Consider the following 26160-nt stretch of genomic DNA (forward strand, 5'->3'; position numbering starts at 1 on the left):
AACGTCGGAATCGCTGTAATAGTCGTGACAGCGCTGCTGTCTTCATCACCCCAAGCCGAGATCGCTCTGGCGCTGCAGCAGCCGGACCTGGTCGAGCCGCTGTTCTTTCCGCTGCAGCCCCAGCCGCTGCCGGCCATGCCCGGCGCATACGTCTTCGACGGCGCAATCGACGAATGGCCCGCGCAAGCCCTGCTGCAAACCACCCCGCAACACCGCGATGCCGTCGACGCGCAGGCCTGGCTGGCGGCAGACAGCAGCGGCCTGAACCTCGCTGCGCGCCTGCCGCCCGGCGACGACGTGACGCTGATCCTGCGCATCGCCAGCATGGATCGCCTGACCCTGCCGCCGGTGGGCTGGCTACAGCGCTTCGTCGCGCCGCACTACTACCGCAGCGCCGATGACTGCGCGTTCGAGCATCCGGAAAACCTGCAGTCCAAGGACGGCGAGGCACGCTGCCGCGAATGGTTCGCGCAGCAGGCGCCGCATCGGGCGGCCGTCGCGGACAGCTTCGTGCGCCAGTGGCGCATAACTCCCGCCGGCCGCAGCGAAGAACGCGCGATCCTGCAGGAGCTGAAGCCGGACGGCGCGCTCGCCGTGAGAGCGGCGCCGCCCGATGCCACTGAACGCACGCTGGAATTGAAACTGCCCTGGAATGCCTGGCCGGCCACGGACCAGCTCGACCTGACCCGCCTCTACACGCAGCTGTCGCTATGCCGCGGCGGACATTGCCAGATCCTGCAGCGCGACCAGGAAGAGCCCGGCGTCCGCTTCAATACCTGGACGCTGGCGACGCCGCAGCGCTACGCCGTCGCCTGCGGCTTCCCGCTGCAGGGCACCTCGCATCCGCGCGTACAGGATTTCAGCCACGGTTATTTCCTGCCCGGCAGCGAAACCACCGTGAGCCGGGTGCTGGCGCTGCGCCTGCCGGCCGCATCCTACCAGGACGACCCCGACGGCCTGTCGCCGGAGATCACCGCCATCGACTACGCGGCGCTGCCGCTGGACGACAAGGGCGCATTCCTGTGCGGGCCACCCGTCAGCTATCGCAAAGGCGACACACTGCGGCGCACCGAGGCGAGCTGGGTCGCGCCGCCAACGCATTTTTTCGCGATCGACGACGGCAATGTCCTGGCCGTCACCGATGTGATCGACCATCCCACCATCACCGGTATGGGCCAGGGCGGCGGCTGTCCGGCCCGCAGCATCGAAGCGTTCTATATCGACCTGCACAGCGGCGAGATCACTGCCTCGGGCATGGGCGCCTCGCCGGATTGCGCCGAGGACTACAACACCGCCGAACTTAGCCAGCGCACTGCGCGGGAAATCGTCGGCACCTACCACAGCTGCACCTACGAACAGGTCGAGCCCGCAGCCTCCACCCCGACGCAAGGCGGCACGGCGGACCGCTCTGTATTCGTCTGCCGCAAGGAAGAAGTCGTGAACTGCCTCAAGCCCGGCGAGCGTGCGTTCGTCGAATGCGAACGGCGCGAACTGGAGGTGACACATCCGGATGCTTCATCGCCGGAGCAGCCGTGACCCGCCGACGCCAGGCCGGCGAACCCGGGATCCGACGCGCGGAGATCCGCAGCCAGCAGCGTCATGCCGCATCGGCTGCGCCCACGCAGCCGATGCGGCGCAACCAGGCCGCCGGCGATGCAGTCGACGCAGGCGCGAGCGGCGAATCGCCGCTTGCCCCTGACCGCGAACGCAAGCGATGAACGGCCGCATGTCGCTGCCGCAATAAATGCCAGGGCCGATTTCACAGATACCACTGCCAGGCCGCGAGCATCGCCTGCGCCTGGCCGCTGTCTCCGGTGAACTCCGCCAGCGCGCGCGCTGCGAAATCGCGGCTGCTGTCTTTCAGGGTGTAATCGTCATCCAGCGCTTCGTCGCCCAGTGCGCCCAGCGCATTGGCCACCGTCGCAATGCCGCCCAGCGCCATCGCCAGGTCCGGCGCGAAAACCCGCGGTTCACGCCAGTGGCCGCAGCCGGAAAAATGGAACAGCACCGCGCCGCTGTCCCGGTCCAGTACGAACGGATTGCTGCCTTCCAGCGCGATCACCAGCCACTGCGCCGGCCAGCCTGGCAAAGGCTCGGCCGGTGAGCGCGACCAGGCGAAACCGGCCTGGCGCGCCCACAATTTGTGCAGCGGCGGCACTTCGACCGGATTGCCGCCCGCGGCGATGGTGAGTCCCACGGCGCCGACGGACGCATGGAAGGTTTCGCCCCAGGGGCCGACTTCGCGATAGAAGTCGGCCAGCGCCGGCGGCAACGGACCAGGTCCTTGCCAGTCGCTGGCCGGCTGCGATTTCAGCGCGCCCCAGGGCGCGAGGCACGCCCGCAATGCCGCCCAGTCGCGCATGCTCAGGGCTTCGTCGCCGCGTTCCAGGCAGCGACTTGCTTGCGCGTCGCGTCGAGCATGGCGTCCAGGGCGGCACGGTCGTAGACCTCGCCGCGCAGGATCACCGTGCTGATGGCGCGCGTCGCGGCAATGTCCTGCAGCGGATTTTTCTGCAGCAGCACCAGGTCCGCCGCCTTGCCTTCGGCCACGGCGCCATAACGGACAAGCTTGCCGAACCAGGCCGGGCCGGAGCGGGTGGCGGTAGACAGGGCCTGGGCCGGCGTCAGTCCGTTCTCCACGAACAGGCCGAGTTCGTCGTGCAGGCCTATACCCGGATAGTTGAAGGAATTGAGGAAGCCCGCATCGGTGCCCGCGATGATGGTCACGCCGGCCTGCTGCAGCAGGGGCAGCACGGCGGCCACACGGGCATAGCGTTCGTGGCGTGCCTGGATCTCGGCGGGCGTCGCCTTGGCGGCGCGTTCGATGCGCCAGTCGTAGGTCTTGCGCAGCTTGGGGCCGATGTAGGCGAGGTACGCATCGTCCGCATGCGTGTCGCGGTCCAGGAAGGCGAGAATGCGGCCGCCGTTGAGTGTGGGCGTGACCGACATGTCCTGCGCGGCGAAGCGCCGGTACGCCGCCATGGCCACATCGCGGTCGAAACCCTGGTCCAGGCGCTGGTTGGCGGCGGCCCTGTCGATGCGCTTGGCGGCGAAATCCGCCGCGATGGCGGCTTCGTCCTTCACACCGGCCTTGTAGGCGTAGTCCAGATGCTCGATGGAGCTGAGGCCGGCATCCACGGCCTGCTGCACCGTCAGCGCCATCGGAATATGTCCCGACGAACGCAGGCCCAGCTGCTTGGCACGCGCCACCGCATAGAGGAACAGCGGCGGATCCAGCGTGCTGTCGGTGATCTTGACGAAGTCGACGCGGTCGCGCTGCAGCCGGGCAAAGGCCGCATCCACATCGGCCTGGCTGCCGACCTCGATGGTGCCTTTCCATACCGGCTTGAGGCCTTCGATCTTGGCGCCCGAGGTGAACAGCTGCGGCCCCTGCAGCTTGCCGCCGGCGATTTCGTCGCGCCAGGCCAGCACCTGCTCCGGCAGATCACCGGAACAGTCGCGGATGGTGGTGATGCCGTGGGCGAGGTACAGCGGCAGCAGCGCCTTGTTTTCCTCGATCAGCTCCGGACCACCGCCGAAATGCACGTGCATGTCCCAGAGACCGGGGATCAGGTATTGGCCCTTGCCTTCGACCGAGCGCGGCGCCTGCCACTTGGCCGCGATGTCCTTGTCGTCGCCCACGGCGACGATATCGCTGCCGCGCAGCACCACGGCCTGGTCGGCGACGGTGCGCGCGTGCTCCACGTCCACGACGGTCGCGTGGCGGATGATCACGTCGCCCTTGGCAGCGGCGGCGAAAGCTGGCGCGGCAACTGCGGAAATCGCCGCGGCACAGGCAAGAAACAGGCTCTTCATCAGCATCAGCGCGCTCCCGCGGCACTAAGAATTCGTTCGATTTCCCCATAGCCGCGCCGGCGCGCGTGCTGCAGCGGGGTGACGCCGTCGCCATCGGCCAGGTTGGCGTCGGCCTTCGCCGCCACCAGCAGCTTGACGATTTCGACGTGGCGCGCGCCGCCGTCGCCGAGGATGACGGCCTCCAGCAGCGCCGTCCAATGCAGCCGGTTGACGTGGTCGACATCGACACCGGCATCGATCAATGCCCGCACCGTCTCGATATGGCCGCGCTCGGCCGCCGGAATCAGCGCCGTGCCGCCGTAGCGGTTCGTACTCGTGAGGTCCGCACCGTGCGCCAGCGTCAGGCGCAGGATGTCCAGATGCCCGCGGGCGCCGGCGTAGAGGTAGGGGCTGTCCTGGATGGCGTCCTTGGCGTTCACGTCGGCGCCGGCGTCGATCAGCACCCTGGCGGCATCGACATGATTGCCGTGGGTGGCGCGCAGCAGCGGCGTGCGCCGGGCGGAGTCGCGCGCATCGACGGCGGCGCCCTTGCCCAGCAGATCCCGCACGGCGGCAGCGTCGCCCGCGGCGGCGGCCTGCTGCAATTGCTCATCCAGCGACGCAGCGCCCGGAGCAGTGGCTGTGAACATGGCGATCACCAATGCAAACGCAGTATAGAGGCGCTTCATGCGGACTCCCCGCCACAGGCTTCGCGCCCGGCGGTGGAACATGGTAGAAGCCGGACTGCTCATTTAGAAGCCAAATATTCAAATGACCGGCAGTGGCAAATCGAATAGGACGCCGTTCGACCTGGACCTGCTGCGCGCCGCGGTGATGGTGGCCGACTGCGGCAGCTTCACCACCGCCGCCGCACGCCTGCATTCCACCCAGTCGACCGTGAGCCAGCAGGTGCGGCGGCTGGAGGAAATGGCCGGCCATCGCCTGCTGGAACGCGGCCGCGGCGCCGTGCGGCCCACCGACGCGGGCGAGACCGTGCTGGCCCATGCGCGGCGCATGCTGGTGCTCAACGACGAACTCTGGGATGCGCTGTCGGGCAGCGCAGTGAGCATGACCGTGCGCCTGGGCGTGCCGGAGGATTTCGCCGCCGGACGCACCACCCATCTGCTGGCGGCGTTCAACCGCAAACACCCGCGCATCAAGCTGGAAGTAACCAGCGGCCTGAGCCAGGACCTGGCCGGCGGCTACGAGCGCGGCGATCTGGACCTGGTCGTGGTCAAGCAACGGCGCAACAGCCGCGAAGCAGTGGCACGCTGGCCGGAAACCCTGTGCTGGATCGACAGTGCGGGAAGCCCCAGCGTGCAGCTCGATCCCCTGCCCCTGGTCGCATTCCCCATCCGCGGCCTGTACCGCGACGAGATGATCGCCAGCGCGGAGAAGCTCGGCCGGCGCTGGCGCATCAGCTTCACCAGCTCCAGTTTGTCGGGCATCCAGTCGGCGGTGGCCGACGGACTGGGCATAAGCCTGCTGCCCGCGCGCGCCGTCACCGCGGATCACGCCGTGCTCGGCGCGCGCAGCGGCTGGCCGAAGATCGACAGCGTGGACATCGCGCTGCTGCACCGCCCCACGGCCGATCCGGCGATCAAGGAACTGGCGCGGAATTTCGCGCAGATGCTGGAGAAAGAGCACAGGCGCCACGGGAAATGAGCTGTCGAAAACCGCACGCATTCCCGCGGCCCTGTGCCTGCTTGCGGGCCGGCCGGACTGACTGACTATCGCACCCTGCACTCATGGCCGGTGTCGCCGCGCCGGCGCCGCTGGCCCCGGCGCGGCGGGTTCTCCGTGGGGCTTCCATGCACACCACCAGAAAACCCGTCATGTCCCACCGCCGGCGCCGTTGCGCCCTGCTTGCGCTCTGCTTCGCCCTCGCCGGCCCCGCATCGGCCGCCGACGGCGATCCCGACCCCGCCTTCTCGGGCGATGGCAAAGCCTATGCCGAATGGGCCAGCCCGGCCCGCCGCGCGCAGATAGCCACAACGTCCACGGGGCAGGTCTACGTCGGCGCCACCACACTGGGCACGACCGGCGGCGACAATTTCGCGGTGGCGAAATTCACCCAGGCCGGTGCCCTGGTGGCCGGCTTCGGCTTCGCCGGCTATCGCACGGTGGACTTCAGCATCGCCGGCTCACCGGCGAGCAACGACCAGCTGCTCGGCCTGTTCCCGCTGTCCAGCGGCGGCGTGCAGCTCGCCGGCAGCGCCAATCTCGACGACGACTTCAATCAATACCCGGCGCTGGCCCAGCTCACCACCAACGGCGACGCCGACACTGCCATCGGCACCGGCGGCAAGCGCGGCTACCAGAACGCGGCCTGGCCCGCGGCCACGCTGCTTACCAGTGCCGCGGCGCGCCAGGCGGACGGTAAGCTGGTATTCGCCGGCGTCTGCCACAGCTGCCCGGAAGCCTCGGTGCACAAGGTGTTCCTGCTGCGCGTCGCCGCCGACGGCACGCCCGACTCCACATTCGGCAGCGGCGGCTGGGCGCTGCTGCAGCGAGCGGGCACGTTTCCGACCAGCGTGACGGCGATGACGGTCGATGCCCAGGGCCGCATCGTCGTGACCGGCAATGTCGACGAAGGCAGTGGCGCTTTCGCCTTCCTGGCGCGTACGCTGGCCAACGGCAACCCCGACGTCGGTTTCTCCGGCAGCGGCTGGTCCATAGTCAATCCGCAGCCCTCGATTGCCAGCGGCACATGGACGCCGGCCGCGCTCGCCGCCAATCCCGACGGCACCGTCGTCTTCGCCATGAACTGGTGGCACGCGACCGAACCCCAGCGCAGCGTGCTGCTGCGCAGGACCGCCGCCGGCGCCCTGGACTACGGCTTCGGCGGCGGCTTCGTGGAACTGACCCGCGACGCCGGCAGCCGCATCGGCGCGCTGGCCCGGCGCAGCGACGGCCGCATCGTCGCCGCCGGCTGGGTATATTCGGCCGCCGCGGGCACCGACTTCTTCGCCGCCCGCGTGCACGCCGACGGCACGCTGGACAACACCTTCGACAACAACGGCGTCGTGCGCCTGCCCATGCACAACGGCAACAACCGCGCCGATGCGCTGACCCTGGACGCCGGGCGGCCGCTGATCGCGGGTTCGCTGCAGGAGGCCGATCCCACCCATATCGGCGTATTGCGCCTGTCCTCGGATCTCATCTTCAGCGATCGCTTCGAAGAGCGCAGCGCGGCCCAGTCGCATAGCGGCCATTCGTTCCCGCCGGCGCAGGGAACGCCCCGCCTGTGCCGCGACAGCAGCAAGTGAACGCAGCCACACGCCCGGGCAGCGGCCCGGGCACGCCGGCGCACACGATGCCGCGCCTCGCGCAGTGCCGGCCAAACTGAGCGGAAAACCGGTGAATCGCCGCGCTACACTGGCTGTCGCAACCACCGACAGCCATGCCGGCGAAGCCGCCGGAGCGGGAGACAGGATGACGCACGCCTTCAGCGCCACGGAACTGGCCACGCTGCGCGAACACCGCATCGAACTGTTCGCGGACCGGGTGATCTTCGATGCACAGCCGCCGATGGACGAAGACGCCATCGCCGCCGTGCAGGCGCTGTGCGCCGGGCCGCTGCCGCCGGCACTGCGGGCACTGTGGCGGCAGACCGCCGGCGGACGGCTGGACTACGCCCTGAGCGTACCCATGCCCACCCGCGCAGGCTCGCGCGTGGAAGCCGTGAGCTGGTGCGAGCTGTTCTATCACGGCAGCCGTTTCTACAACGACCTGCAAGGCTGGATCGAACACGAGCAGGAACAGGCCCGGGAAATCGCCGAGGACGACGGCCGCGAATGGGACGGCAAGCTGTTCTATCTGCCCATAGGCGGCTTTGAATACCGCGACCGCATCTATGTGGTTACCGCGCCCGGCGCCCCTGACGACGGCGGCGTACTGGCCTGGAAGATGGGCCTTCCGCCCGCCTGGTCGCCCGCGCTGACTGAAGACGCAGTGGCGACCTTCGCCCCCGACCTGCATACCGCGTTCGGCTGCCTCGCACTGCACGACGATCCGCTAGCGCCCGGCCGCGGCTACGGCAGCGGCTCGGAACTGCTGGAGTACCTGGAGCAATGCCGCAAGGACGGCCTGCCCGCGGCGCTGGCCGACGCCCTGCTCGCGTTCTATCTGCGCGCCCGCATCGACTGGCGCGGCCTGCTCGACAGCGGCACGCTGGCGGCACATCCGCGCGCGCTGCAGCTGGCCCTGGCCCACGCCGTGGAGCAGGACGATGCGGCCCTGCTGCAACGCATCGCCGCCGCCGGCTGCGCCCTCGACGGAATCATCATCGGCGCCGCCGATGCGCTGGCCTATGCGCGCAAGAACAAGAAAGACAGCGCCGTGGCGGTGCTGGTCGGGCTGGGGATGCGCTGACGGCCAGCGTTCCGGATATGCCTGTCCTGCGAGTGGCCGGCCGAAAAGGCGCCGGCTCAGGCACTTTGCGTGGGGGATGCGCCGCCCGCGGCTGACCTATCCGACAGGCGCTGCAGGTATTGCCGGACCTTCGCTTCGAACTGATCCAGGTAGTCCCGGTACCGGCCTTCCTGATCCAACGCGCGGACCTCATGGACTTGTGCAAGGATCTCCGCGCACTGCTGCTCCGTGGCACCGTCCATGCCGTAGAGGATTCCGGTCGGCCACTCGTGTTCGCTGTGGCCAAACCAGCCTATCCAATGTTGGAGCACGCGCGCCCGGGCCTGGCCGTCGTGCGGCGCAAGCGCCAGCCGCTGCTGCGCAAACTGGACGTCGGTCCTGTAGCCGACCCGGGCCCAGAGGTGCTGCGCCCGGTACAGGTTCTGGGCATAGCGGTCCAGCATCTCCAGGCACCAGAGATCCGACCGCTGGTAGCCGGCCAGGAGCACGGGAAAGATCACGTGCTCGAACAGTTCGTGCCGGATCCGGCGATCGCCAGTGCGGCTGTCCAGATACCATCGTGTCCATGTCTCGCGTTCTTCATCGGTGGAGAACGTTGCGATGAAACGGGCAATCAGGTGGCTTGCCAGGCGCTTTTCGCCCTGTGCCTTGGCCGTCACATACTGCTCGAACAGCGCGTGTTCCATAAGAAATCCGGAGTCGGAATCAAGCCGCGCTATGGTGCCCGCTTGAACGAAGGAGCGGTACCACCGCAGCCGTCGCCGGGGCGTGGATGTGGCGCATACTTCCCGCCAGAACAGGAGCGCGAAACCCACCGATCCCTACCGCGAGGAAGTCCGCATGAATGCGTCCACGTCGATCGCCGCGGCACTGGCCGTGGCACTGGCCAGCTTCACCGGCGTGATCGCCCATGGGCCGGGGGAATCCGTTCCGGCCGCAACGGTGTCCGATCCGCTGCTCGATTTGCCCGCGCCACTGTGTACTTCATCCGGCAAAGGCCGCCCGCGCCTGCTGCAGACGCTGGTGCTTGCACAGGCCGAAACCCGGCCGTTTCCGCCGCAGCCGGTGAAAGCCGCGGACGGCGCGCCGCCGCTGTATGACAATCTGGGCAACGTAGGCTTCAAGGCGGGTACCGGCAGCGCAAAGGCGCAGGCCTATTTCGATCAGGGCCTGCGCTGGGCGTTCGCCTTCAACCATGCCGAGGCGCAGCGCGCCTTCCGCGCCGCGCAGAAGGAAGACCCGGCCTTCGCACTGGCCTACTGGGGCGAGGCGCTGGTACTGGGCCCCAACATCAACGCGCCGATGCTGCCCGAAGCCGTGGCCCCGGCCTGGGCTGCGCTGGAAAAAGCGGTGCAACTCGCACCCGCCGCGCCGCAGAAGGACCGCGCTCTGATCGCAGCGCTGCAGAAGCGCTATTCCGCCGATCCCGGCGCCGACCGCGCCGCACTGGATGGCGCCTTCGCCGATGCCATGAAGCAGGTCGCCGCGCAATTCCCGCGCGACGACACCATCGCCACGCTCTATGCCGAATCCGTCATGGACACGCAGCCGTGGGATTATTGGGAAGCCGCCGGCACCAAGCCCAAGGGCCGCGCCGCGGAAATTTTCTCCACGCTGGAAACCGTGCTGGCACGCAGCCCCCGGCATCCCGGCGCAATCCATTTCTACATCCACGCGGTCGAGGCTTCGGCCACGCCCGAGCGCGCGCTGCCGCACGCGCGCCGGCTGGCCGAACTGATGCCCGGCGCAGGACATATCGTGCATATGCCCGCCCATATCTATTACCGCCTGGGACTGTTCCGCGAATCGCTGGAGGTCAACAAGCGCGCGATGGCCGCCGACGAAGCCTATTTCCGCACCTCGCCATCCGATCCCATGTACAAGTCGGCTTACTACCCGCACAACATCCATTTCGTGCTGGTTTCCGCGCAGATGGGCGGCGACGGCGAAACGGCGATCGACGCCGCGGCCAGGCTCGATGCCTCCCTCGCCGACGAGACCGTCGCGCGCTATCCGATGCTGGAGCCGATCAAGGCCGCGCCGTATTTGGCGCACGCCGTCTTCAGCACGCCGCAAACCGTTCTCGCCTTGAAAGCGCCGCCGCAAAGCCAGGTGCTGGTGTCGGCGCTGGCGCACTATTCACGCGCGCTGGGCCATGCCGCGAACAAGGATGCCGCCGGCGCCCAGCGCGAGATCGACGCCATCGCCAGGCTGGAAGACAGCGCGGATTTCAAGCCCTACACAGACTGGTTAGTTCCCGGCAAGGAAATCCTGCGTACCGCGCGGCTGGTCGCGAGCGCGCGGCTGGCCGATGCCCGCGGCGATCTCGCCGCCGCCGCGAAAGCCTATGAAGAAGCCGTCGCGGTGGAAGATTCGCTGGCCTACATGGAACCGCCGTACTGGTATTACCCGATCCGCCAGTCGCTGGGCGCTGTCTACCTGCGCCAAGGCAGACTCGACGCGGCCGAGCAGACGCTGCGCGACTCGCTGGTGCGCGTGCGCGGCAACGGTTGGGCGCTGGCGGGCCTGGCCGAGGTCTACAAGCGCAAGGGCGATACCGCCGCGGAGCAATCCACGCGCCAGGCTTTGCAGCGGGCGTGGCTGGGCGAGCGCGCACCGGATATCAGCCGGCTGTAGCAATGCCGTACCCGGCCGCTGCACCGGCGTGCGATCCCGCGCAGCGGCACGGGTAAAGACGCCAGCGGCGCGGGAAGCCCGCGTCCGGCTATGCCGGCGCCGTCTCCGCCGCTTCGTGTACGCGGTAGCCGTTCTTGCCGCTGCTCTTGACCTGATACATGGCCTGGTCCGCGTAGTCGAGCAGTCTGGCCAATGAGTCGCCGTGCATCGGATACAGGCTCACGCCGATGCTGGCGCCGACGAGATAGTCTTTTCCGCCGACGGAAATCGGCGTGGTCATCTCGCGCAGGATCTTTGCCGCGATCTCGTGCGCATGGCCGGCATCGTCCAGTTGCGTGCAGATGGCGACGAATTCATCGCCGCCCACCCGGGCGCAGATATCGGTACTGCGCGTGGATTTCCTGAGCCGTCCCGCCAGCAGCTTCAGCACTTCGTCGCCGACGCGGTGGCCTGCACGGTCGTTGATCGGCTTGAAGTTGTCGATATCGATGTAAATGATCGCCGCCAGCTGGTGCGGCCGGTTGGCCAGCAGCAAGGCCTTTTCAAACAGCGCCGTCATATAGCGCTGGTTGCTCAGGCCGGTCAGCGGATCCTGGAATGCCAGATCCAGCGCGCGGGATTCGGCTTCCAGCAGGCGCTTCTGGAAACTCAGCATCACCGCCGCGAGCAGCGAGAAATACTGCGCCAACACCAGCACCGTGCCCAGCATGAAACCATGCCTGGACCAGCTGGGCTCCGCCTCGATGATGAGAAACGCCGACAGCCAGTGCAGTACCAGCAGCGCGCTCAGGAGCGCGGTGGCGCACATCAGGCTACGGTTGAGCCGGGCCCGCTCGCGCCAGGCCAGCCAGGCCACGCAGCTCAGTATCGCTGCGTTGAAAAGCGCCACGCCGGCGCTGCGGATCAGCGCCGGCGCGCCGCCAGCCCAGACCAGCAGAATCCAGATTTCGATAGCCGCCAGCGCCCACCAGAACCAGCGCAGCGGAACCCGGACATTGAAGAAGCGCACCATGCCGATGACGAGGCAGACTTTCTCGACCACGTTCAGCGCGCTGTAGACGGAAAGCGTGAAGCGGCTCTCCTGCTGCAGAAACAGGATAAGAACCAGCCGGGCCGACAATGCGAACAACATGGCCACGGCCCACCAGCCGGCGCCGGGATTGGTCCTCGGGACACGCATCGCCCAGAGGAACAGCAGAAAGAACACGAAGTACACCGTGGTACCGATGGTGTGTACCGTCTCATACGACATACAGCCCCCCTGAGACCGTCGTCCGTATAGCCCCGCACCCGCCCTTCGGAAAGCGCGTCCTGTCCCCACAGAACGTCAAGCTTGTCCGGCGCCACTATCAACCCGGCTGGTGTTTCCCGCAAGTCGCGCGACTGGCGCGGCGCCCCCGCCTGCGGCGGGTTCGGACACGGAATTCAGGCATCGGGTACACGACCAGACCGCGCTCTGTTTCACGCCGTGCCGCGACCGGCTTCGCTGCAAATGCGTTCCAGCCCCTGCCGGTAGGTCGTCACTTCAAATTCGGCAAAGCGGCGCTTGAACGCGGTGGAATCGAAAAGATTGTCCTGCGCGTAGCGCGGCAGCAGTTCACGCAGCTCACGCACCTGCCGGGATGCCAGTCCCGCGGCCATCAACACCCATTTGCGGAGGACCTTGTACGTGGAATCGCTACCGAAGACCTCTGCCGCCAGCGCCACAAATTGCCGATAGGTGAGGCGGTCGTCGTCGCAGGGCAAATGCCAGGTTTGACCGAACGCATCCGGTGTATTGCCCAGCAGCGCCAGCGCACGGCTGGCATCGGGCGTCCAGATCAGCGTGCGGCGCGTATCGTCCCGCACCGGCACGCGCGGCTTCCTGCCCGCCTTGATGGCGTCGATGACCAGCGTGTTCGTGATGCTCTGCGTCTTGCCGGGACCGTAGAACTCGGGCGCCCGGCCGATCAGCACCGGAATGTCGCCGCGCGCCATTTCCTGCAGCACCTGCGACGCCATCGCCGCGCGCACCCTGCCCTTGCGGCCCACCGGTTCAAAGGGCGCGTCTTCCGTCAGCAGGCGCGCATCCTGCGGATACATGTACGTGTTGTCGAAATAGACGAAAGCGGCACCGGCGGCGCGGCTGGCCTCAAGGGCGTTTTTCAGCATCACGGGGAATTGCGCCTCCCACAATGCTGTATCCGGCGGCAATCCGGCCGTGAAATAGACGATGCGGCTGTCCTTGACCGCCTCGGCCGCCTGCCGCGCATCGAGCAGGTCCGCCGCGGCCAGCGTATCGGTAGCGTTGACCTTGCGCGGATTGCGGCTGACCAGGCGCAGGTCGCCGGTGTAGCCGCGCCGCAACTCCCGCGCCAGTTCCACCGCGATCTGGCCGGTGGCACCGAGGATGGTCTGCATGTGGGCTCCTTAGTCGCTCTGGCTGAAGATCGCCGGAAGAAATTCTGCAACCCGCGAGGGCGAATCATCACGGTTGCGGTCGCACGGTGCGCCGCCGACTGCGGCCACCGGCCGCCGTGTCATTGCCAGCCCGGCACAACCGCCAATGCGCCGCGGACGGCGCCGGCCGTTGCCGCAGGTTTTCCCGGCGGCACCTCGAAAGCGTCGACGGCGGCCCGACTCTAAAGTTGAAGTAAACTTCAATGTCAAGCCACTTCCAGACTCCGCTATGAAGATCGGCGAACTGGCAAAACGCACCGGCCTGGCGACCTCGCGCATCCGCTTCTACGAAAAGAGAGGCCTGCTCAGCACCGTCGAGCGCAGGCAGAACGGCTACCGGCACTACGGCCCTGAAGCACTGTGGATGCTGGAAATCATCGCCAGTGCCCAGAGCGCCGGGTTCTCACTCGAAGAAATCCGCAGCCTGCTGCCAGACGCCAAGGCGACATGGCAGCACGACGCCCTGCTCGAAAGCCTGCAACGCAAGGTCGCCGGGATCGACCGGCTGCAGCAGCGGCTGGCGCACAACAAGACACAACTGCTCGTCGCCATCGACCGCATCCGGAACCGCCCGGAAGAAATCGCCTGCGCGGAACGGCCGCGGTGGGTTCTGGAGCAGTTGCGTGGAAATGCCGTACCGGTTCCGCAGCCGGGTGAAGGCGGCGATATCGTGGAATAGCAGGATTGGGCGCAGGTTCCATCCGGTCGACGCCAGGGCGGATGAGGCTGCCGATGGGCCAAGGTTCTGCGCGGTGCTCACGGGTGGGTGGTGGAGCGGGCGATGGGAATCGAACCCACGTCAGTAGCTTGGGAAGCTACAGCTCTACCATTGAGCTACGCCCGCGTCCGGGTATTTAGCCATGCGGCGGGCAGGACTGGCAACGCGGCCTCGGAATGTGCGGTCTGCCGTGGTGGACACTGATGGCCAGGGAGCGGGGAATTGGCGATGCCGAATCGGCAGCGGCCTCAGTAGTATCGTCCTGGCGACGTGCGGTATGGCCCGGGCAACCCGCTGAATGGTCCCGCCGACACTGGTCCGGCGGCGGGAACCGGCCGACGGAAGGAGCTTGGAAAAGCCATTGCCGCAAGGCTTTGCGGCGCCGGCAGCACAACGTCCGGCAATCTGTTCCAAGCCCTTGTTTGAGCGCCCGTTGAACACCCCGGAAACGTCGCTTTTGTTCGCGCAGGTGGCAGGTGAGCGTTCAGCCTGGGTAGGCTCAGATACGTGCGCCGGAGACCCATCCCGCCGGGGTTGGTCGGGGCGTCTATTCCGAGGAGACATTCATGTCGATGTTCACGCGGTTCGCGGCGGTTCTGGGCGGAGCGCTGCTGATTCTGGCCACGACGGCTGCGCAGGCCGACTATGTGGATCCGCCCAGCCGGGTCGCGCGCCTGAGTCACGTGCGCGGCGAGCTGAGTTTCTCGCCGGCCGGCGAGGACGACTGGGTCGATGCCACGCGCAACCGGCCGCTGATCCGCGGCGACCGGCTCTGGGCCGGCCGCGGCGGCCGTGCCGAGCTGCAGGCGGGCAATGCGACCTTCCGCATTGATGAAGGCACCAGCTTCCAGATCCTCAATCTCGACGACCGCACGGCCCAGGTCGAGATCACCCAGGGCACGCTGAATCTGCGCGTGCGCCGCATCTACGAGGATCAGATCTTCGAAGTCGACACGCCGACGCTGGCCTTCGTGGTCTCGCGTCCGGGCGAATACCGCATCGACGTCGATCCGCGCAGCAATCACACCACCGTCGCAGTCTGGGACGGCGGCGGCGAGGCGCACGGCGAGCAGGCCAATTTCCGCATCCGCGAGGGCGAGGCGATCCGTTTCTACGACACCCGCCTGCAGGACTACGAAGTCTTCGACATTCCGCGGCCGGACGATTTCGACCGCTTCTGCATGGAGCGCGACGAGCGCGCGGACCGCTCGGTCTCGCGCCGCTATGTCTCGGAGGACCTGATCGGCTATTCCGACCTGGACGAGTACGGTTCGTGGACCGAAGTTACCGAGTACGGCAACGTCTGGTTTCCCTCGCGCGTGGCGGTGGACTGGGCGCCGTACCGCGACGGCCACTGGATCTGGCAGGACCCCTGGGGCTGGACCTGGGTGGATGATGCCGACTGGGGCTTCGCGCCGTTCCATTACGGCCGCTGGGTCAACGTGCGCAATCGCTGGGGCTGGATACCGGGCCCGGTCGCGGTGCGTCCGGTGTATGCGCCGGCCCTGGTCGCCTTCGTCGGCGGGCCGAACTTCAGTGTGGGCATCAACGTGGGCCGGCCCATCGGCTGGTTCCCGCTGGGGCCGCGCGAGGTGTATGTGCCGCCGTACCGCGCCAGCCGCAACTACTTCACCAACGTCAATGTGACGAACACGGTGATCAACAACACCTACATCACCAACATCTACAACGACTATTCCAGCGGCCGCAACCGCGTCTCGGTGAATTACCACAACCGCGGCGTGGCTGGCGCGATCACGGCGGTGTCCAGCGATGCGTTCGTGAACTCGCGCTCGGTGCGCCAGCAGATGATCACGCTCGACCGCCAGGCCGCGGTGCGCGCCGAGGTGACCCAGATGGCCGCTCTGGCGCCGACGGCGCGCAGCGTGGTCGGCGCCAGCCGAGTCTCGTCCGCCCCGCCGCAGCGCGGCGTGTTCGAAAGCCCCGTGGTGGCGCGCTCGGCGCCGCCGCAATCCATCGTGCCCTTCGCCGACCGCCAGGCCACGCTGCAGCGTCAGCCCGGCCGCGGCCTGGGCCTGGATGCGATGCAATCGCTGCAGCGCACGTCGCGCGCCGGCGGGCCGGATGTGGCGGAGCGCGTGCGCGTGGTCGGCGACGGCGGCCGGGCCAACGTGCGCAGCGTGGACGGCGAGCGCCTGGAACGCGGCAATGCGATGCCGGGACGTGACGGCGGCCGCGTGGCGCAGCCGCGCGAAGGCATGCCCACCGATCGCGGCCCTGGCGAACGCGCGCCGATGGACCGCAACCCCGGCGGACGTGCGCCGATGGATCGTGCTCCGGGCGAACGCATGCCGGCGGACCGTGGCCCGGGCGAGCGCGCCCCGGTGGACCGCGGCCCGCCGCAGCGCCGCGACGGTACGCTGACGCCGCCGGAACGCGACTTCACCCGTCCGGGCGGCCGCGGCGAGATCGACGACCGGCCGGCGTCCAGGGATCGCGGTGCGCCGCCGTCGCGTGAACCAGCTTCGGGCCGCTTCGAGCGTCCGACGCAGCCGCGCGAGGACAACGTGCGCCAGGCGCCGGTGCAGCGCGAGATCCGCCAGCCGGTCACGCGCGAAGAGCGCAACGAACGCCCCGCGCCGCAGGAACGGTTGCAGCGGCCGCCGGTGCAGGAACGCAGCGAACGCGCACCGCCGCAGGAACGCGGCGAGCGCCAGCCGATCCAGCGCAATGAGTCCAGCCCGCGCTTTGAACGGCGCGAGCCGGTGCAGCGCGAACAGCGCGAAGACCGCCCGGTGATGCGCGAGGAACGCATCGAGCGCGCTCCGCAGCAGCGCATCGAACGCGCGGCGCCGCCGGAGCGTATGGAGCGCCAGCCCATCCAGCGCAGCGAACCGGTGCAGCGCAGCGAGCCCAGCCCGCGCTTTGAACGCCGCGAAGCGCCGCAGCAGCGTTCGGAACCCGCGCCGCGCTTCGAGGCGCCGCAGCGGGCGGAGCCGCCGCCGGTCGAGCGCGCTCCGCCGCCGCAGCGCGCGGAACGCAGTGCGCCGCCGCAGGAACGCAGCGCACCGCCGCAGGAACGCCGCGACAATGACGGCGACCGTGGCGACCGTGGCGGCCGCAACGGAGGCGACGAGCGCCGCGCGCGGGATCGCTGAAGCGCATCGAACAGCGCCATGCAGGCGGATCGCCGGGACGGCGATCCTGCCGCAGTCATCCGCAGGGGCGGCCGCGAGGCCGCCCTTTTTTGTGCGGTGCTGCGGCCGGCGCGCGTCACATCTGAGCGCCGGCGTTACGACGGAAGCCCGCCGGGCTTCATCCACAGTACGCAGGACCGCCCCGTCCGCCACCCGGCCAGGGCAGTCGCCTGGAAGGAAGCAGTCGTCTAGAGTGGACGATCGCCCGTCCGCAACCAGCACCTCCCTACTGTCATGCAGATCCTTCTCAACGGCACTCCCCACGACTGCCCCGCCGACACCACCCTGGCCGGCCTGCTCGAAGCCAACGGCTATGCCAACCGCCGCGTCGCCGTCGAAATCAATCGCCAGATCATCCCGCGCAGCCAGCACGCGAACACGCGGCTGCAACCCGCCGACCAGGTTGAAATCGTGCATGCGATGGGCGGTGGGTGAGCGGCCGCGCTCAGCCTTTGCGATGAAACGCACGGGCTGCGGCCGCGAACGCCGGGGTGAGAGACCGCGCTCGGCCGATGGCTGGAATGGCATCGGCCGCAGTCTCGAACGCCAGGTCGGGGATGATCCGGCCGGCCATCGCTCCAGGGACGGCAACCTGCCTCACCCCGCTGTGCTCCCGATTTGGCTTTGGCATTGAGGCTTGCAGACCCGGCCCGCGCCCCGCCCACCCCAATCGTTACTTCGCCCCCACCCCCACCCTTGCTACCATCCCGCCCTTCCCTCTCGCCGCCTTAATTCCATGAGCGCATCCTCCCCGGACACCTTCGTCATCGCCGGCAAGCCCTACCGTTCCCGCCTGCTCACCGGCACCGGCAAGTTCAAGGATCTGGAGGAAACCCGCCTGGCCACCGAGGCGGCCGGCGCCGAGATCGTCACCGTCGCGATCCGCCGCAGCAATATCGGCCAGGATCCGAACCAGCCCAACCTGCTCGATGTGCTGCCGCCGTCGCGCTACACCATCCTGCCCAATACCGCCGGCTGCTATACGGCCGAGGACGCCGTGCGCACCTGCCGCCTGGCGCGCGAGCTGCTGGACGGCCACAACCTGGTCAAGCTCGAAGTGCTGGGCGACCAGCGCACCCTGTTCCCGGACGTGATCCAGACCCTGCAGGCCGCCGAAACCCTGGTGCGCGAAGGTTTCGACGTGATGGTCTACACCTCCGACGACCCCATCCTGGCCAAGCGCCTGGAGGAAATCGGCTGTGTCGCGGTGATGCCGCTGGCGGCGCCGATAGGCTCGGGCCTGGGCGTGCAGAACCGCTGGAACATTCTTGAAATTGTGGAAAACGCCAAGGTGCCGATCCTGGTCGACGCCGGCGTGGGCACGGCCTCCGACGCAGCCATCGCGATGGAGCTGGGCTGCGACGGCGTGCTCATGAACACCGCCATCGCCGGTGCGAAGAACCCGGTACTGATGGCCAGCGCGATGAAGAAGGCGATCGAGGCCGGACGCGAAGCCTTCCTCGCCGGGCGCATCCCGCGCAAGCGCTACGCCTCGGCCTCCAGCCCCATCGATGGAACCATAGGCTGATGAACGCCGGCGAGGAGCGCGAGGACGGCGACCGTACGCCGCCGCAGCGCCGCATCAAGAGTTTCGTGCTGCGCCAGGGCCGCATCACCGAGGCGCAGCAGCGCGCGTTCACGGCGCACTGGCCGCGCTTCGGCCTGGATTTCAGCGGCCAGCCGCGCGACCTGGCCGCCGTATTCGGCAATCCGGCGCCGGTGGCGCTGGAAATCGGCTTCGGCAACGGCGAGCAACTGGTCTGGGGCGCGCAGCAGGAGCCGCAGCGCAATTTCATCGGCATTGAGGTACACCGCCCCGGCGTGGGCCGGGCGCTGAATGCGCTGGCAGCGGCCGGGGCGGACAATGTCCGCGTCTACCACCACGACGCGGTCGAGGTGCTGCAACAGGAGATCGCGCCGGCCTCGCTGGACCAGGTGCGCATCTACTTTCCCGACCCCTGGCACAAGAAAAAGCACAACAAGCGCCGCCTGGTGCAGGCGCCGCTGGTGCAGTTGCTGGCCACACGGGTGCGTCCCGGCGGCATCTTGCATATGGCGACCGACTGGGCGGACTATGCCGAGCAGATGCTGGCCGTGGTCGACGCCGATCCCGCCTGGCGCAACCAGGCCGGCAGCGGCAATTACTCGGCCCGGCCGGCCTGGCGCACGCAGACGCATTTCGAGCTGCGCGGCCTGAAGCTGGGCCATGGCGTCTGGGATTTGCTCTACCAGCGCTGCTGATCCACCGCCGAGGACGACCGACTGGGGACGATGGACTACGGACTCACCCTGACCACCGACATGATGCTGGTGTTCGGCCTGGTCATCTTCACCGTGCTGATGCTGGTGCTGGAGTGGATCCGGGCCGACGTGGTGGCGCTGCTGGTCATCGTCTGCATAGGCGTGACCGGCCTGCTGCCGGTGGAACAGCTGTTCGACGGTTTCGCCGGCAACGCGGTGATCTCGCTGATCGCGGTGATGATCATGGGCGCCGGGCTGGACCGCACCGGCGTGCTGAACAAGGCCGCCAGCCTGATCCTGCGCATTTCCAGCGGCATCGAGTCGCGCCTGTCGCTGGCGATCAACGTCATGGCCGGCGCGCTGACCGCGATCATGCAGAGCCAGGCCCTGGCCGCGCTGCTGCTGCCGGTGGCCTCGCGCGTGTCGGCGCGCACCGGCGTGCCGCTCAAGCGCCTGCTGCTGCCCATGGGCTGCATGATCCTGGCCGGCACCAACATGACCATGATCTCCAACTCGCCGCTGATCCTGCTCAACGACCTGGTCACCAGCGCCAACCGCAACCTGCCGCCGGGCGCAGACACCATCGCCCCGTTCAGCCTGTTCGCCATCGCGCCGATTGGTTTTCCGCTGCTGCTGGTCGGCCTCGCGTATTTCTTCTTTTTCACACGCAAGCTGCTGCCGGACGAGGAAACCAAGCAGAAGGTCACGCCGGGCCGCACCGAAACCTATTTCGCCGAGACCTACGGCATCGACGGCGAGGTGATGGAACTCACCGTCACTGCGGAAAGCCCGCTGGTGGGCATGAGCGTGGGCGAGGTCGAGCAGATGCGCGGCGCGCCGCTGATCCTGGCGATGAAGAACGGCAACGAATCGCGCCTGGCGCCGCCCGCCGACCAGATGATCTGGGTGGGCACGGTGCTGGGCGTGCTGGGCCAGCGCGACCGGGTGAACGATTTCGCGCAGAACCAGCTGCTGCGCGTGCAGCCGCGCCTGCGCCAGTTCGTCGACATGTTCAACCCGGGCCGGGCCGGCATTTCCGAGGCGGTAGTCCCGCCGACCTCGCGCTTCGTCAAGCAGATGCTGGGCGACCTGCGCATGCGCAAGCATCACGGCATCAGCGTGCTGGCGATCTACCGCGGCGAGCAGGTGTTCCGCGAGGACGTGCGCAAGGTCGCCCTGCGCGCCGGCGACACCCTGGTGCTGCACAGCGCCTGGCGCGACCTGGCCCTGGCCGCCGAGGACCGCGACTTCGTCGTCGTCACCGACATTCCGAAAGAAGAAGCGCGCCCGGCCAAGCTGTGGCATGCGCTGATCTTCTTCGGCCTGGCCATGGCCCTGGGCCTGTTCACCAGCATGAAGCTGTCGGTGGCGATGATGACCGGCGCGGTCGGCATGCTGCTGGCCGGCGTGCTGACCATGGACGAGGCCTATGCGGCGATCAACTGGAAGACCATCTTCACCCTGGCCTGCCTGATCCCGCTGGGCTGGGCCATGGACACCACCGGCGCGGCCGCCTGGGTGGCGCAGGAAGTGCTGATCTACCTCGGCGCCTGGCCGCAGTGGGCGCTGCAGACGGTGATCGCGGTGCTGTCGCTGTTCTTCGCCCAGGTCATCTCCAACGTGGGCGCGACGGTGATGATGGTGCCCATGGCGATCAACATTGCCCTGGCGTCCAACGGCAACCCGGCCGTCTACGCGCTGATCGTGGCGATCTCGACCTCCAACACCTTCGTCATCGCCAACGCCAACCCGGTGCTGACCATCGTCGGCGGCCCCGGCGGCTACCGCCGGCGCGATTTCTGGCGCGTGGGCCTGCCGCTGACGGTGTTGCTGCTGATCACCTTGCTGGTGAGCGTGAACTGGGTATTCGGGCGGTCCTGAGCGCCGCGGGAGCGGCGGCCGCCGGGCGCGCCGATCGCCGCAAAAACCAGGCGTTGCGCAAGGCTGCGCTACCGCCTCCACGAGGCCTCAGGGCAGTACGACTACCCCGTCGCGCACCTGCACCGGCAGCGCCGCCAGGCCGCTGCGGCAGGGCCCGCCCAGCGCGGCGCCGCTGGCGATATCGAAGGTGGCGCCGTGGGCGGCGCAGATCACTGCACCGTCCTTGACCAGGAATTTGCCCGGCGACCAGTCCAGGCGCCGGCCCGCATGCGGGCATTCGTTGTGGTAGGCGAAAACCTGCTCGCCGCGGCGCAGCAGGATCAGGCTGAAGCCGCCGGTGCTGCTGTCGATCTCGGCCGCGATGGCGCCGCCGTCGGGGATTTCGTCCAGGCGGCAGACCGCCCGATGGTCGCTGGGACTGACTTCAAGCACTTGAGTTGCCGCCGCAAAAGCCCAAACATGGCCTTGCATGATGCCACACGGAGTTGATGCAACCATGGCTGCAGCCCTGTTCCGCCAGGCGCGCACGCGCAATCCGCTGCTGCGCGCGCTCTCGGCCCTGCTCGGCGTGCTGATCGTCGGCGCAACCCTGGTGTTCGGCTTTTTCGTGCTGGTCGCGCTGGCCGCGATCGGCGCGGCGGTCTGGGCCGCGCGCCAGTTCGGCAAGTCCGCCGAACGGCCGGCCGCCGGCACCGCCACGCCGCCGCCAGCCAGCCCGCCGCCGGGCGTGATCGAAGGCGAATTCGTCGTCGTGCGCGAGCCCGCGCCGCGGCGCTGAGCCGCCGGCGCCGCGCCCGCAACCGATCGAAAGCAGCCGGCCGCGCCGGCTCAGTCCGCTTCCGGCTGCAACAGCTCCAGCGCCATCACGATGGCGTCCTCGCGCCCGCGCGTGGCCGGATAGTAGTTCGGCCGCCGGCCGATTTCGTTGAAGCCCAGGGTGTGGTAGAGCTGGATCGCACGCGGATTGGAAGGGCGCACTTCCAGGAAGACGCGCTCGGCCCGGTGCCAGCGGGCCAGGTCGATCAGGCGCCGCATCAGGCGCCGGCCGTGGCCCTGGCCGTGGTGTTCCGGCGCCACGCAGACATTCAGCACATGCGCCTCGCCGGCGGCTACCGACAGCACGCCGTAGCCCATGATTACCGCGTCGCTGACCAGCACCCAGCAGTTGTAGCCGGCGCGCAGGCAGTCGCGGAAGATGCCTTCGCTCCAGGGGAATTCATAGGCGCGCGCCTCCAGCGCCGCGACCTGGGGAACCTCTTCCACGCGCAGCGGACGCATTTCCGGCAGCCCGGATTTGAGGATCGCGACCACGCTAGACCTGTTCCCGCAGATGACGGCGCAAGGGCCGCAGGGCCTGCCACAGCAGGCGCTTGGCCATGGCATCGCCGCGCCATTGCGCCGGCGCGGCGGTAACGACGATGGTGGCGGCCTGCTGCGCGGCGGTGGGCAATTCAGCACCCAGCACGCGGGCCAGGTGATTGCCCAGCACCAGGAAAGCCGCGGCGTCCTGGTCCAGCTCGGCCAGGCGGCCGTCGCGCGGCACATGCCAGCGCAGCGCGGATTCGGCCAGGCCCAGCGCCGCGGCGATCAGGGCCGAGGCCTTGCCGCGCGGCTCCTCGCAGATCACCGCCAGATGCAGCGCACCCTGCGCCTGCGGCACGGCTTCGGCGGCATCGGCCGCGGGCGGCGCCACGGCGCTCAGGCGCGTGCGCAGGCGATAGGGGCGTATGCCCATGGCGTCGAGCTGACGCAGACGCAGGGCGGACATCATGGACTGGTCCTCGCGGGCGGCAGCCGCACCTGCGCCAAGCGCGCGATGAAGGCGGCGTTGATCTGGTCCAGCGCGGTACCGAACGCCTGTACCGTGGCCGGGATGTCGCTGCCGGCGGCAGGCACGGAGCTGGAATAGACCTCCTCGGCCAGCAGTTCGCCGACATGTTCCACGCGCATCTGCAGCGACACTTCCACGCGCACCGCACCGGCGTCCTGCACGCGCTCGAAGCGCTTGATGAGGCCGCTGATGCGCAGCGCGCCGGCGCTGGCCGGCAGGCGGTCGCTGACCTGGGGCGAGGCGTCAATGCCGCGCAGCACGCGGATCAGGCGGCGCTGCAGCATGCGCGAAGGCGGATCGCTCCACTGCCGGTAGTGATAGGTGCGCAGGGCGTAGGCCTCGCTGTCCAGGGCGTAGATCAGGGCCTGGTCGGCGTAGAGGCCGTCGGCGCTGAACACCACCACATCGATGGGCAGCTCGAAGCGCGCTGCGCGCGCCGGCGGCAGCACGGGCTCGGGCAGGCGGTACCAGGTCATGTCCGGCACCGGTGCGGATTCGCAGCCGGCCAGCAGCAATGCCGCCAGCAGCCAGGCAGCCAACCTCATCGTTCGGACTCCTCCAACTTGTCGGCCTTGGGCGCCAGCAACAATCGGTTGGGATTCTTGCGGATCTCGCGGCTGAATTCATCCAGGTTGCGGCTGGCCGAGTCCATGTGGTGGACGATGGCGTCGATGCGGCTGGACAGCGCGGCGAGCACGGCGCGCAGGTCGGTCACCGCCTCGTTCATGCCGGGCCGGTTTTCCCGCGTCAGCGCGGCCAGGTCGCCGAGGGCCGCGTCCAGGCTGGCCTTGGTCTGGTCCAGCTCGCGGCTGAGGCCGCGCACGTCCTTGAGGATGCCGCTGATGGCTTCACGGTTGGCCGGGCTGAGCACGTCATTGACCGAGTTGGACGCCTCGGTCAGGCGGGTCAGCAGCACCTGGGCCTGGGACACGATCTCCGGCGTGCCCTTGTCCAGCGAGCCGGTGATCGAATCCACGCGCTCGGACAGGGTGCGCACCAGCGGCGTGATCTGGGTGCGGGTCAGGCTGGTGATCTCGGCGGCGAGTTCGTTCATGGCGCCGAAGAGGTCGGTGCTTTCCTCGCCCTTGAGTTCGCCGCCGGCCGCGAGCACGGCCTTATCGGTGCCTTCGCGGATGCCGACGGTGACGTCGGCAAGCAGGCCGCTGGACTGCAGCCGGGCGACCGAATCGGCGGGAATCGGCCAGTCCGCGCGCACACTGAGATCAATGCGGTAGCGCGTGCCCTCGGCGCCGCGCTCGGGAAGCAGGCCGCTGACCTGGCCTATGCGATAGCCCTGGTAGAACACCGGCGCCCCCGGGCGCAGCCCGGTCACGTTGCGGTAGTAGGTGTGGTATTCGGCCTCGCCACCGCTGCGCCCGGTAATCAGGTACAGGGCGACCAGCAGCAGACCCAGCGCCGCCAACACGACGGCGCCGACCAAGGTGTAGTTGACGTGGTCGCGCTTCACGGCGCTTCCCCGCGGCAGGGCTTCATGCGTCTTCCTCGGTCAGGCGGCGCAGGTAGGCGTCGGCATCGACCACCACCTCGCGCGGACGCCGGTTGAGCAGGTCCTGGATGCGCTCGTTGTCCGAACGCCGCACGGCATCGACCGTGTCGGTCATCAGCACCTGGCCCTGGTCCAGTATGGTGATGGTATCGGCGATCTTGAAGGCGCTCTCCAGCTCGTGGGTGACGACGACGATGGTCATGCGCAGCGCATCGCGCAGGCGCAGGATCAGTTCGTCCAGTTCGGCGGAGACTACCGGATCCAGCCCGGCCGAGGGTTCGTCGAAGAACAGCAGGCGCGGATCCATCACGATGGCGCGGGCCAGCGCGGCGCGCTTGACCATGCCGCCGGAAAGCTGGCTCGGCATCAGGTCGTGGAAGCCGCCGAGGTTGACCACCTCCAGCTTCATGCGGCTCATGATGCGGATCTGGTTCTCGTCCAGCTCGGCGTGATGCTCGCGCAGCGGCAGGGCGACGTTGTCGCCGACGCTGAGCGAGGTCAGCAGCGCACCGCCCTGGAACGACACGCCCAGGCGCTTGCGCACCGCCTGCAGCTCGCGTGCGCTGGCGCGGGTGATGTCGGTGCCGAATACGCGGATGCTGCCGCGGCTGGGCCGGTGCAGGCCGAGGATATGCCGCAGCAAGGTGCTCTTGCCCGAACCCGAGCCGCCCATGATGACGCGGATCTCGCCGGGCTCGACGCGGAAATCCACGCCGCTCAGGATGCGCCGCTTGCCGTACCAGGCCTCCAGGCCCTCGACCTCGATCAGTGGCGCGTCGGAGCCGGTCATCGGTTGAGGAAAAACGAGAAGATCATGTCGGCGATGATGATGTAGCAGATCGACAGCACCACCGCGCGGGTGGTGGCGCGGCCCACGCCCTCGGCGCCGCCGCTGACGCTGAAGCCGGTGCTGCAGCCGATCAGGGTGATGAGCACGGCGAACACCGCGCTCTTGCCTATGCCCTGCCACAGGTCGCCGGGGCTGAGCAGGCTCATGGTCTGCAGCAGGTAGGCCTGCACCGTCACGCCCAGTTGCGGCGCGCTGTACAGCGCCGCGCCGAGTATCGCCACGGCGTCGGCGAACACGGTCAGCACCGGCAGCATCAGCAGCATCGCGATCAGCGCCGGCGCGACCAGGTAGCGCACGGGTTCTATGCCGATCACCGCCAGCGCGTCGACTTCCTGCGATACGGTCATGGAGCCGATGCGCGCGGCCAGGGCCGAGCCGGAGCGGCCGGCGACCAGGATCGCGGTAATCAGCGCGCCGAACTCGCGCGTGACCGACTTGGCCACGGCGATGACCACCTGCGACTGCGCGCCGAATTCCTTCATCGCTGCGATGAACTGGATGCCCAGCATGATGCCGATGGTCAGCGCGAGCAGGCTGACGATGGGCAGGGCGTCGACGCCGATGCGGCGCATCTCGGCCACGATGGCGGCCGGGCGTACCGGCTGGCCGCCGCGCCAGCCGGCCACGGCGAACCACAGGCTTTCCAGCAGCAGCATGCCGGCATAGCCCACGCCGGCCAGCGACTGCAGCGTGCCGCGCCCCAGCGCCGCCAGCGCCTGCGCCACGGCC

At 68.5% G+C, this 26160-nt stretch carries 26 protein-coding genes and 1 tRNA gene; 13 read left to right on the forward strand and 14 right to left on the reverse strand.

The window, feature by feature from the left end:
• The first annotated feature begins 24 nt into the window (after positions 1–24).
• Both NM961_RS15295 and NM961_RS15300 read left to right on the forward strand, forming a co-directional pair.
• The gene (locus NM961_RS15295) at positions 25–1536 is read left to right on the forward strand and encodes a hypothetical protein (protein ID WP_255915276.1); all 1512 of its coding nucleotides are present in this window, start codon (positions 25–27) and stop codon (positions 1534–1536) included.
• Positions 1533–1718 carry a hypothetical protein gene (locus tag NM961_RS15300; protein ID WP_255915277.1) on the forward strand — a complete coding sequence of 62 codons (186 nt, stop codon included), beginning with the start codon at positions 1533–1535 and terminating at the stop codon, positions 1716–1718. The genes NM961_RS15295 and NM961_RS15300 overlap by 4 nt, the downstream gene beginning before the upstream one ends.
• A gap of 41 nt (positions 1719–1759) precedes the next feature.
• Here the strand turns inward: NM961_RS15300 and NM961_RS15305 are convergent, their stop codons facing one another.
• Genes NM961_RS15305 through NM961_RS15315 form a run of 3 tightly spaced genes read right to left on the reverse strand, consistent with a single transcriptional unit; the run spans position 1760 to position 4484 of the window.
• Positions 1760–2362 (reverse strand): hypothetical protein, encoded by a 603-nt coding sequence (locus tag NM961_RS15305; RefSeq protein ID WP_255915278.1) that lies wholly within the window; start codon positions 2360–2362, stop codon positions 1760–1762.
• Between the two features lie 2 nt (positions 2363–2364).
• Complete coding sequence (locus NM961_RS15310; RefSeq protein ID WP_439334221.1) at positions 2365–3816, reverse strand: amidohydrolase family protein; 1452 nt, start codon at positions 3814–3816, stop codon at positions 2365–2367.
• A gap of 5 nt (positions 3817–3821) precedes the next feature.
• Positions 3822–4484: an ankyrin repeat domain-containing protein gene (locus NM961_RS15315; protein ID WP_255915280.1), complete on the reverse strand. Its 663-nt coding sequence runs from the start codon at positions 4482–4484 to the stop codon at positions 3822–3824.
• Between the two features lie 82 nt (positions 4485–4566).
• Here NM961_RS15315 and NM961_RS15320 point away from each other — a divergent pair, with 82 nt between their 5' ends.
• The 3 genes from NM961_RS15320 to NM961_RS15330 all read left to right on the forward strand — a co-directional run bounded on the left by NM961_RS15320 (position 4567) and on the right by NM961_RS15330 (position 8169).
• Positions 4567–5460, forward strand: a complete 894-nt coding sequence (locus NM961_RS15320; RefSeq protein ID WP_255915281.1) for a LysR family transcriptional regulator — start codon at positions 4567–4569, stop codon at positions 5458–5460.
• Positions 5461–5630: 170 nt separating this feature from the next.
• Complete coding sequence (locus NM961_RS15325; protein ID WP_255915282.1) at positions 5631–7064, forward strand: hypothetical protein; 1434 nt, start codon at positions 5631–5633, stop codon at positions 7062–7064.
• A 166-nt stretch (positions 7065–7230) separates the two neighbouring features.
• On the forward strand, positions 7231–8169 hold the full coding sequence (locus NM961_RS15330) for a hypothetical protein (protein ID WP_255915283.1): 939 nt from the start codon (positions 7231–7233) through the stop codon (positions 8167–8169).
• Positions 8170–8225: 56 nt separating this feature from the next.
• Here NM961_RS15330 and NM961_RS15335 read toward each other — a convergent pair whose 3' ends face one another.
• Positions 8226–8855, reverse strand: coding sequence for a hypothetical protein (locus tag NM961_RS15335; RefSeq protein WP_255915284.1), 630 nt, complete (start codon positions 8853–8855; stop codon positions 8226–8228).
• 154 nt (positions 8856–9009) lie between these two features.
• Here NM961_RS15335 and NM961_RS15340 point away from each other — a divergent pair, with 154 nt between their 5' ends.
• Positions 9010–10806: a hypothetical protein gene (locus NM961_RS15340; RefSeq protein WP_255915285.1), complete on the forward strand. Its 1797-nt coding sequence runs from the start codon at positions 9010–9012 to the stop codon at positions 10804–10806.
• An 88-nt stretch (positions 10807–10894) separates the two neighbouring features.
• On the opposite strand, the gene NM961_RS15345 is transcribed toward NM961_RS15340, so the two are convergent.
• Positions 10895–12058, reverse strand: coding sequence for a GGDEF domain-containing protein (locus NM961_RS15345; RefSeq protein ID WP_255915286.1), 1164 nt, complete (start codon positions 12056–12058; stop codon positions 10895–10897).
• A gap of 209 nt (positions 12059–12267) precedes the next feature.
• Positions 12268–13206: an NAD-dependent epimerase/dehydratase family protein gene (locus NM961_RS15350; protein WP_255915287.1), complete on the reverse strand. Its 939-nt coding sequence runs from the start codon at positions 13204–13206 to the stop codon at positions 12268–12270.
• Positions 13207–13474: 268 nt separating this feature from the next.
• Between NM961_RS15350 and NM961_RS15355 the strand changes: the two genes are divergently transcribed.
• Positions 13475–13924, forward strand: coding sequence for a MerR family transcriptional regulator (locus tag NM961_RS15355; RefSeq protein ID WP_255915288.1), 450 nt, complete (start codon positions 13475–13477; stop codon positions 13922–13924).
• A 91-nt stretch (positions 13925–14015) separates the two neighbouring features.
• Here the strand turns inward: NM961_RS15355 and NM961_RS15360 are convergent.
• A tRNA-Gly gene (locus tag NM961_RS15360) sits at positions 14016–14089 on the reverse strand.
• A gap of 440 nt (positions 14090–14529) precedes the next feature.
• On the opposite strand from NM961_RS15360, the gene NM961_RS15365 reads away from it, so the two are divergent.
• From NM961_RS15365 to NM961_RS15385, 5 genes are all read left to right on the forward strand, one after another.
• A complete protein-coding gene (locus NM961_RS15365; RefSeq protein ID WP_255915289.1) occupies positions 14530–17082 on the forward strand; it encodes a DUF6600 domain-containing protein in 2553 nt (850 codons plus the stop codon).
• A gap of 273 nt (positions 17083–17355) precedes the next feature.
• Positions 17356–17556, forward strand: a complete 201-nt coding sequence (thiS, locus tag NM961_RS15370) for a sulfur carrier protein ThiS (RefSeq protein WP_255915290.1) — start codon at positions 17356–17358, stop codon at positions 17554–17556.
• Positions 17557–17857: 301 nt separating this feature from the next.
• Positions 17858–18649, forward strand: a complete 792-nt coding sequence (locus tag NM961_RS15375) for a thiazole synthase (protein WP_255915291.1) — start codon at positions 17858–17860, stop codon at positions 18647–18649.
• Positions 18649–19362: a tRNA (guanosine(46)-N7)-methyltransferase TrmB gene (gene trmB / locus NM961_RS15380; protein WP_255915292.1), complete on the forward strand. Its 714-nt coding sequence runs from the start codon at positions 18649–18651 to the stop codon at positions 19360–19362. The genes NM961_RS15375 and trmB overlap by 1 nt, the downstream gene beginning before the upstream one ends.
• Before the next feature lie 30 nt (positions 19363–19392).
• Positions 19393–21243 carry an SLC13 family permease gene (locus NM961_RS15385; protein WP_255915293.1) on the forward strand — a complete coding sequence of 617 codons (1851 nt, stop codon included), beginning with the start codon at positions 19393–19395 and terminating at the stop codon, positions 21241–21243.
• An 87-nt stretch (positions 21244–21330) separates the two neighbouring features.
• Here the strand turns inward: NM961_RS15385 and NM961_RS15390 are convergent, their stop codons facing one another.
• Positions 21331–21675: a Rieske (2Fe-2S) protein gene (locus NM961_RS15390; protein WP_255915294.1), complete on the reverse strand. Its 345-nt coding sequence runs from the start codon at positions 21673–21675 to the stop codon at positions 21331–21333.
• 64 nt (positions 21676–21739) lie between these two features.
• On the opposite strand from NM961_RS15390, the gene NM961_RS15395 reads away from it, so the two are divergent.
• Complete coding sequence (locus tag NM961_RS15395; protein ID WP_255915295.1) at positions 21740–22021, forward strand: hypothetical protein; 282 nt, start codon at positions 21740–21742, stop codon at positions 22019–22021.
• A gap of 50 nt (positions 22022–22071) precedes the next feature.
• Here the strand turns inward: NM961_RS15395 and rimI are convergent, their stop codons facing one another.
• The 6 genes from rimI to NM961_RS15425 are packed head-to-tail and all read right to left on the reverse strand — an operon-like array spanning position 22072 to position 26156.
• Positions 22072–22521, reverse strand: a complete 450-nt coding sequence (gene rimI / locus NM961_RS15400; protein ID WP_255915356.1) for a ribosomal protein S18-alanine N-acetyltransferase — start codon at positions 22519–22521, stop codon at positions 22072–22074.
• Positions 22522–22555: 34 nt separating this feature from the next.
• On the reverse strand, positions 22556–23014 hold the full coding sequence (locus tag NM961_RS15405; RefSeq protein WP_255915296.1) for a hypothetical protein: 459 nt from the start codon (positions 23012–23014) through the stop codon (positions 22556–22558).
• Positions 23011–23619: an ABC-type transport auxiliary lipoprotein family protein gene (locus tag NM961_RS15410; RefSeq protein WP_255915297.1), complete on the reverse strand. Its 609-nt coding sequence runs from the start codon at positions 23617–23619 to the stop codon at positions 23011–23013. The genes NM961_RS15405 and NM961_RS15410 overlap by 4 nt, the downstream gene beginning before the upstream one ends.
• Positions 23616–24542 carry an MlaD family protein gene (locus NM961_RS15415; RefSeq protein WP_255915298.1) on the reverse strand — a complete coding sequence of 309 codons (927 nt, stop codon included), beginning with the start codon at positions 24540–24542 and terminating at the stop codon, positions 23616–23618. The genes NM961_RS15410 and NM961_RS15415 overlap by 4 nt, the downstream gene beginning before the upstream one ends.
• Before the next feature lie 22 nt (positions 24543–24564).
• Entirely contained in the window at positions 24565–25371 is an 807-nt protein-coding gene (locus tag NM961_RS15420) for an ABC transporter ATP-binding protein (protein WP_255915299.1), read from the reverse strand.
• A complete protein-coding gene (locus NM961_RS15425; RefSeq protein WP_255915300.1) occupies positions 25368–26156 on the reverse strand; it encodes an MlaE family ABC transporter permease in 789 nt (262 codons plus the stop codon). The genes NM961_RS15420 and NM961_RS15425 overlap by 4 nt, the downstream gene beginning before the upstream one ends.
• Positions 26157–26160 lie beyond the last annotated feature (4 nt).

The organism is Tahibacter harae (genome assembly GCF_024437735.1).
In the GTDB taxonomy this organism is placed as follows: domain Bacteria; phylum Pseudomonadota; class Gammaproteobacteria; order Xanthomonadales; family Rhodanobacteraceae; genus Tahibacter; species Tahibacter harae.